This is a genomic window from Spirillospora sp. NPDC046719, assembly GCF_040645715.1.
Taxonomy (GTDB): Bacteria; Actinomycetota; Actinomycetes; order Streptosporangiales; family Streptosporangiaceae; genus Spirillospora.
Genome location: NZ_JBEYYT010000537.1, coordinates 1 through 5467, shown reverse-complemented (window position 1 = coordinate 5467; position 5467 = coordinate 1). Strand labels below are relative to the sequence as shown.

Below are 5467 nucleotides of genomic sequence, written 5' to 3'. Positions count from 1 at the left end.
GCGCGGGCGTCCCGGGGCGGGGGTCCGGCGGGGCCCGCCCCCCGGCGGGGGCCGGGCCCCCCCCGGGCCCCCCCGCCCCCGCGGTTCCGTCGTCCGCGATCGTCCGCGACTCGAACGGTGCGGTGCCGCTCAGCGCCCGCTGCGGATGCGGGCGGCCTCCATGTGGATGCGCTCCTCGGTCGCGAGGAGGTCGGCCTCGGCCTTCGCGGTGCGCATCTGCGCGCGCATCTCGCGGAAGCTCGGGGTGCGGCGCCGCTCGGCGGCCCTGGTCCGGCGTCCCGCCCGGGCCCGTGAGAACCGCTGGAAGAGGCTCATGTCCGTCACTCCTCATCGCCACCGGCCCGGCTCGGGTGCCGGACCGTTGTCCCGCGACAACAGATGCCCTTTTCTTCCCGCTTCATTCTCCGGCTCAGGCGGCGGCCCGTGCGGAGCCGGTCGCCGCGGACCCGGCCGGAGGCGTCGCGCTCGGCGGTGCGCCGTCCCGCCCGGCGCGCGTGCGGAGGCCGGACGCGATGACGGCCGCGCCGAGCGTCGCCGCCGCGACGGGGACGACCAGCGCGACGCGCAGGCCGTCCAGTCCCCCGCCCGCGGCGACGTCGACGGCGGTGACGGCCGACAGCCCGAGCGCCGTGCCGAACTGCATGGCGGTGTAGAGCAGGCCGCCCGCCAGGCCGTGCTCGTCCTCGGCGACGCCGTCGGTGGCGGCCATGGTCAGCGGCCCGTACGCCAGGGCGAACGACAGCCCGAGCAGGCACAGCGCCGGGAGCATGGCGACGTAGGTCCAGTCCATCCCGACGGGCAGGAACAGCGCGTAGGCGACCGCGGCGACCACGATGCCGGCGAGCAGCACGCGGGTGTTGCCGAACCGGTTCACCAGGCGCGGCGTCAGGACGGGGGCCAGGACGGTGTCCAGCCCGATCACCAGCATCGCCAGGCCCGTCTGCATCGTGCTCCAGCCGCGCAGTTCCTGGAAGTACAGGGTGGCCAGGAACTGGAAGCCCGCGAACGCGGCCAGGAACAGCAGCGCGGTCACGTTCACCCGGACGAGCGGGGCCGTCCGCAGGAGGCCCGGGCGCACCAGCGGCGACGGGGAGCGGCGCTCGACGCGGGCGAACAGCCGCAGCAGCGCCAGCGCGGCGGCGAACACGCCGGCGGTCACGAAGGGGCCGTCGCCGGCGCGCTCCAGCCGGACGACCCCGTACACCAGCAGCAGCATCGCCCCGGTCAGCGTGAACGCCCCCGCCAGGTCGAAGCCGTCCGGGGAGCGCTCGGCGCGGGCGTCGCGGACGAGGACCAGCGCCGCCACCAGGATCACCGCCGACAGGACGACCGGGGCGAAGAACACCCAGCGCCAGCCGAGCGAGGCGAGCGCGCCGCCCGCGACGACGCCGAGCGAGAAGCCGCCCGCCGCCGTCCCCGCGTACACGCCGAGCGCCCGGGTGCGCGCCGGCCCCTCCGGGAAGGCGGACGTGACCAGCGCCAGCCCGGCGGGCGCCATGAACGCGGCCGCGACGCCCGTGACGAACCGGGCGGCCAGCAGCGTCCAGCCCTCGGTGGCGAGCCCGCCGAGCCCGGAGAAGACCAGGAAGACCGCCAGCCACAGCACGAACATCCGGCGGTGGCCCAGCAGGTCGGCGGCGCGGCCGCCCAGCAGCATGAACCCGCCGTAGCCGAGCACGTAGGCGCTGACGACGCCGCTGAGCATCCCGGTGGACAGGCCGAGGTCGGCGCGGATCGACGGGAGCGCCACGTTCAGCATCGCCACGTCGATCCCCTCCAGGAAGATCGCGCCGCACAGCACCAGGAGCACGCCCCAGGAGCGGCCCGCCGGGCGCCCGCCGGATCCGGTGACGGAATTGGACATCGGTGCTCGACTCCCTCTCGTCGGGAACCGCGCCCCGGGGCGGTTCCCCGAGTGCCCGCCGGTTCCCTCTTGTTACCGGCGCAATCGTCGGGCACCATCGGTGACCATGGAAGACGGCACTCTCGAGTCCCTCGGTTACTGCGGGGATACCGGCGTCGACGACGACGTCCTCCAGTGGGACCAGCGCGCGGACTGCGAGGTGCGGCAGATCCTCGACCGCATCGCCGACAAGTGGTCGCTCCAGGTGATCGCGCTGCTGGACAAGCGGAGCCTGCGCTTCACCGAGCTGCGGCGCGCGATCGACGGCGTCAGCCAGCGGATGCTGACCCGCACGCTGCGGCATCTGGAGCGCGACGGGCTGGTGAGCCGGACGGTGCACCCGACCGTCCCGCCGCGGGTGGACTACGCGCTGACGCCGATGGGCGCGACCCTCCACAGCACCATCCGCGCCCTGGTCGTCTGGACGGAGGAGCACCAGAACGCCATCGCGGCGGCGCGCACCGCCTACGACCGGCGCGCGGCCGCCGAGCAGGAGGCCGCCGAACGCGAGGCGGCCGAACGCGACGCCCTCGCCCGCGCCGTGCTGCCGCGCCGGGACTGACCGCGTTCGGCGCGGCGGCCGTTAGGCTTGGGGCATGCGTTGACCCCTGCCCGGAAGCCGGGCGCCGCCGCCGTCTCCTTCGTGCCGATCGACATCCGAGTCCACGAAGGAGACCTTCACCATGAGCACGTCGATCCGCATCGACGTCCCCGAGGCGCTGGCCGCCTCGCACGCCAGGCACGGCGGTGCGTCCGGCCGTGCCTGGATCGCGGCGCTGCCCGACCTGGCCGCCGCCTTCCTGGACCGCTGGGAGCTGCGGCCGGACGGTCCCGGACGGCACGGCATGGCGTCCCTCGTCCTGCCGGTGACCCGCGCGGACGGCACGCCCGCCGCGCTCAAGCTCCAGCCGGTCACCGACGAGCACGCCACCGAGCCGGTCGGCCTGCGCGTGTGGAACGGCGACGGGGCGGTCCGCCTCCTCGACCACGATCCCGGCACCGGGACGATGCTGCTGGAGCGCCTCGACGAGGCCCGGCCGCTGTCGTCGGTGGCCGACGACACCGCCGCCCTGGAGATCCTGGCCGGGCTGCTGGCGCGCCTGGTCGCGGTGCCCGCCCCGGACGGTCTGCGCCGCCTGGCCGACATCGCCGCCGCCATGCTCGACGAGGTGCCGCGTGCCGTGCCCGCGCTGGCGGACCCGGCCGACCGGCGGCTGGTCCGGACCTGCGCGTCCGCCGTGGCCGAGCTGGTCGGTGAGCCCGGCGACCGGCTGCTGCACTGGGACCTGCACTACGACAACGTCCTCGCCGGGGACCGGGAGCCCTGGCTGGCCATCGACCCCAAGCCGCTCGCCGGCGATCCCGGCTTCGACCTGCTGCCCGCGCTGGACAACCGGTGGGACGAACTGGTGGCCGCCGGTGACGTCTCGCGCGCGGTGCTCCGCCGCTTCGACCTGCTGACCGAGGCCCTCGGCCTGGACCGGCGGCGGGCGGCCGGGTGGACGCTCGGCCGCGTCCTGCAGAACGCGCTGTGGGACGTCGAGGACGGCGAGACGGCGCTCGACCCCGTCCAGGTCACCATCGCCACCGCCCTGCTCCGCCACCGGATGTCCGAAAGGAGTGCGTGATGCCGTTCGTCGATACGCCGCTGACCGCCGCCATGAGGCGCGCGGTCCAGGACGTTTGGGGACGGCCCGTCGACGGCGAACCCGTGCGGCTGTACGGCGGGGAGGAGTCGGCCGCGTACCGCGCCGGCGACATCGTCGTACGCGTCGGTCCCGCGAGCCGCACGGACGCCGAGGCCGAGTGGTGCCACGGGATCGCCGCGCATGCCGCCGCCGGCCTGCCGGAGGCGGTCGCGCCGCTGCGCGCACGCGACGGGACGACGGTCGTCCGGGTCGAGGGCCGGCCCGTGTCGGTGTGGTCCCATGTCGCGGGCGAGTGGCCGGACGCCGACGAGCCGCAGATGCGGACGCAAGGCGCGCGGCTCCTCGCACGGCTGCACCGCGCGCTGGCGTCCCACCGGCCGCCGCCGCGCCCCGTGCCGTCGTTCCTGGAGACCGGCCTGTACGGGGAGCCGCCGCACGACGTCCCCGCGTTGGCCGATCCGGAACTGGACCGCTGGCTCGCCGGATTCCACCGCCGCCGCCGCGTGCGCCACCCGCTGCACGCGGACTTCTACACCGGCAACACCCTCGCCAGGGACGGCCGGCTGGTGGCGGTCCTGGACTGGGACGAGGCGTTCGTCGGAGCGCCCGAGCTGGAGGTGGCGTCCGCAGCGCTCGAATGGGCCGACGAGCACGGCGACGCGCCGGACGAGCGGCGCCGCTTCATCGCCGACTACCACGACGCCGGCGGCACCGCGGGCGAGATGGACGACGAGACGGTCGTCCAGCTGATCAGGCACCGGCTGCGGCGCGAGGCGGCCTACTTCGAGCACGCCCGGCGGCGGGGCGCCGTGCACGACGAGGACGACCTCGACTACCACGAGCGCCGCGTCAAGACCTTCTTCGCCCTCCGGCCGTAACACCCCACGACCACCGAGCACAGGCGAACCGGCCGGGAGCACGACCCGCGGGCGTCCTTTCCGTACTTTCGGCCGGTTCGGCGGGCGGCGCGGCTCCCTAGCGTCGTGCGCATGAACGCAGCGGATCGACCGCGGCCGGCCGGGGCCGTGTTGTCCGACATCGGGCTGGGCCTCGTGTTCGCCCTGGGCATCGCCTTCACGACCTACATGCTCATGGACAGCTGGGGCGGGACGTCGTGGGTCCTCGACCTCGTCATCTCCGTCGCGGTGTGCGCGCTCGCGCTGCTGCGCGGGCGGTGGCCCCTGGGGGCGGCGGTCGCGGCGCTGATCGTCTCGGCCGCCGCGATCGCCGTGTCCGCGGCCGCCGACCTGCCGCGGGAGCCGGGGCCTGTCACCGCGCTCGGCCTGGCGGTGCTCGTGGGCTCCGCGCTCCGCAGGCTGCCCGTGCCCGCGGCGGCCGCCGTCGGCGCGGGCGGGATCGCGGTGGTCGCGTCGGCCCGGATCGCCGAGCACGGCGCCGTCACCGTCCTGGCCGTCCTGATCATGATCGGCGCCCTGGTCACCGGCGCGGGCCTGCGCGTGTTCGACAAGGTGCGACCGGACCGGGAGCATCGGGCCACGACCGCGCGACGGCCGTACCCATGACGAGCCCGAAGAGGAGAGCGAAGCGATGGCGAACGGCGCGGTCCGGCGGTGGTGCGGCGCGGCCGCGTTGATCGGTTCCCGCCGATGGGCCGGGGCCGCCTCCAGCGCCGGGCTCGCCGCACTGTTCGCCGCGGCCATCGCCTACCAGGCGGTCGCCCTCGCCGACAGCTGGGGCATCGCGAGCTGGCGGCTCGGCGGTCCGGCCGCGGTGGTCGTCTGCGCGCTCGCGCTGCTGCGCCGCCGGCGTCCGGCGTGGACGGCCGCGGGCGGCCTCGCCGTCGCGGCGGCGACGTTGGTCGGGGCGCGCGCGGCGGGGCTGCCCACCCAACCCCGCCCGGCCATGGTGCTCGGCCTGGCCGTGCTGGTCGGCACGGCGGGCCGGGTCCTGCCCG

General features: G+C 75.9%; 6 protein-coding genes and 1 pseudogene. 5 read left to right on the top strand and 2 right to left on the bottom strand.

Features of this window, described 5'->3' with window-relative positions; all coding sequences use genetic code 11:
• Positions 1-129: 129 nt before the first annotated feature.
• Complete coding sequence (locus ABZ914_RS45350; protein ID WP_190868264.1) at positions 130-315, bottom strand: hypothetical protein; 186 nt, start codon at positions 313-315, stop codon at positions 130-132.
• 94 nt (positions 316-409) lie between these two features.
• Positions 410-1864: an MFS transporter gene (locus ABZ914_RS45345; RefSeq protein WP_500200879.1), complete on the bottom strand. Its 1455-nt coding sequence runs from the start codon at positions 1862-1864 to the stop codon at positions 410-412.
• A gap of 106 nt (positions 1865-1970) precedes the next feature.
• Here ABZ914_RS45345 and ABZ914_RS45340 point away from each other — a divergent pair, with 106 nt between their 5' ends.
• From ABZ914_RS45340 to ABZ914_RS45320, 5 genes and pseudogenes are all read left to right on the top strand, one after another.
• Positions 1971-2465 carry a winged helix-turn-helix transcriptional regulator gene (locus ABZ914_RS45340; protein WP_500200878.1) on the top strand — a complete coding sequence of 165 codons (495 nt, stop codon included), beginning with the start codon at positions 1971-1973 and terminating at the stop codon, positions 2463-2465.
• Between the two features lie 121 nt (positions 2466-2586).
• Positions 2587-3531: an aminoglycoside phosphotransferase family protein gene (locus ABZ914_RS45335; protein WP_500200877.1), complete on the top strand. Its 945-nt coding sequence runs from the start codon at positions 2587-2589 to the stop codon at positions 3529-3531.
• Positions 3531-4430: a phosphotransferase gene (locus tag ABZ914_RS45330; protein WP_500200876.1), complete on the top strand. Its 900-nt coding sequence runs from the start codon at positions 3531-3533 to the stop codon at positions 4428-4430. The genes ABZ914_RS45335 and ABZ914_RS45330 overlap by 1 nt, the downstream gene beginning before the upstream one ends.
• Positions 4431-4541: 111 nt before the next feature.
• Positions 4542-5075, top strand: coding sequence for a hypothetical protein (locus ABZ914_RS45325; protein WP_500200875.1), 534 nt, complete (start codon positions 4542-4544; stop codon positions 5073-5075).
• A gap of 25 nt (positions 5076-5100) precedes the next feature.
• A pseudogene (locus ABZ914_RS45320) lies at positions 5101-5467 on the top strand (hypothetical protein); the annotation flags it as partial.

Excerpts from the sequence above, each read along its gene's own strand:
- ABZ914_RS45345 (WP_500200879.1), bottom strand. The coding sequence starts at position 1,864 with ATGTCCAATTCCGTCACCGGATCCGGCGGGCGCCCGGCGGGCCGCTCC.
- ABZ914_RS45330 (WP_500200876.1), top strand. The coding sequence starts at position 3,531 with ATGCCGTTCGTCGATACGCCGCTGACCGCCGCCATGAGGCGCGCGGTC.
- ABZ914_RS45340 (WP_500200878.1), top strand. The coding sequence starts at position 1,971 with ATGGAAGACGGCACTCTCGAGTCCCTCGGTTACTGCGGGGATACCGGC.
- ABZ914_RS45325 (WP_500200875.1), top strand. The coding sequence starts at position 4,542 with ATGAACGCAGCGGATCGACCGCGGCCGGCCGGGGCCGTGTTGTCCGAC.
- ABZ914_RS45335 (WP_500200877.1), top strand. The coding sequence starts at position 2,587 with ATGAGCACGTCGATCCGCATCGACGTCCCCGAGGCGCTGGCCGCCTCG.
- ABZ914_RS45350 (WP_190868264.1), bottom strand. The coding sequence starts at position 315 with ATGAGCCTCTTCCAGCGGTTCTCACGGGCCCGGGCGGGACGCCGGACC.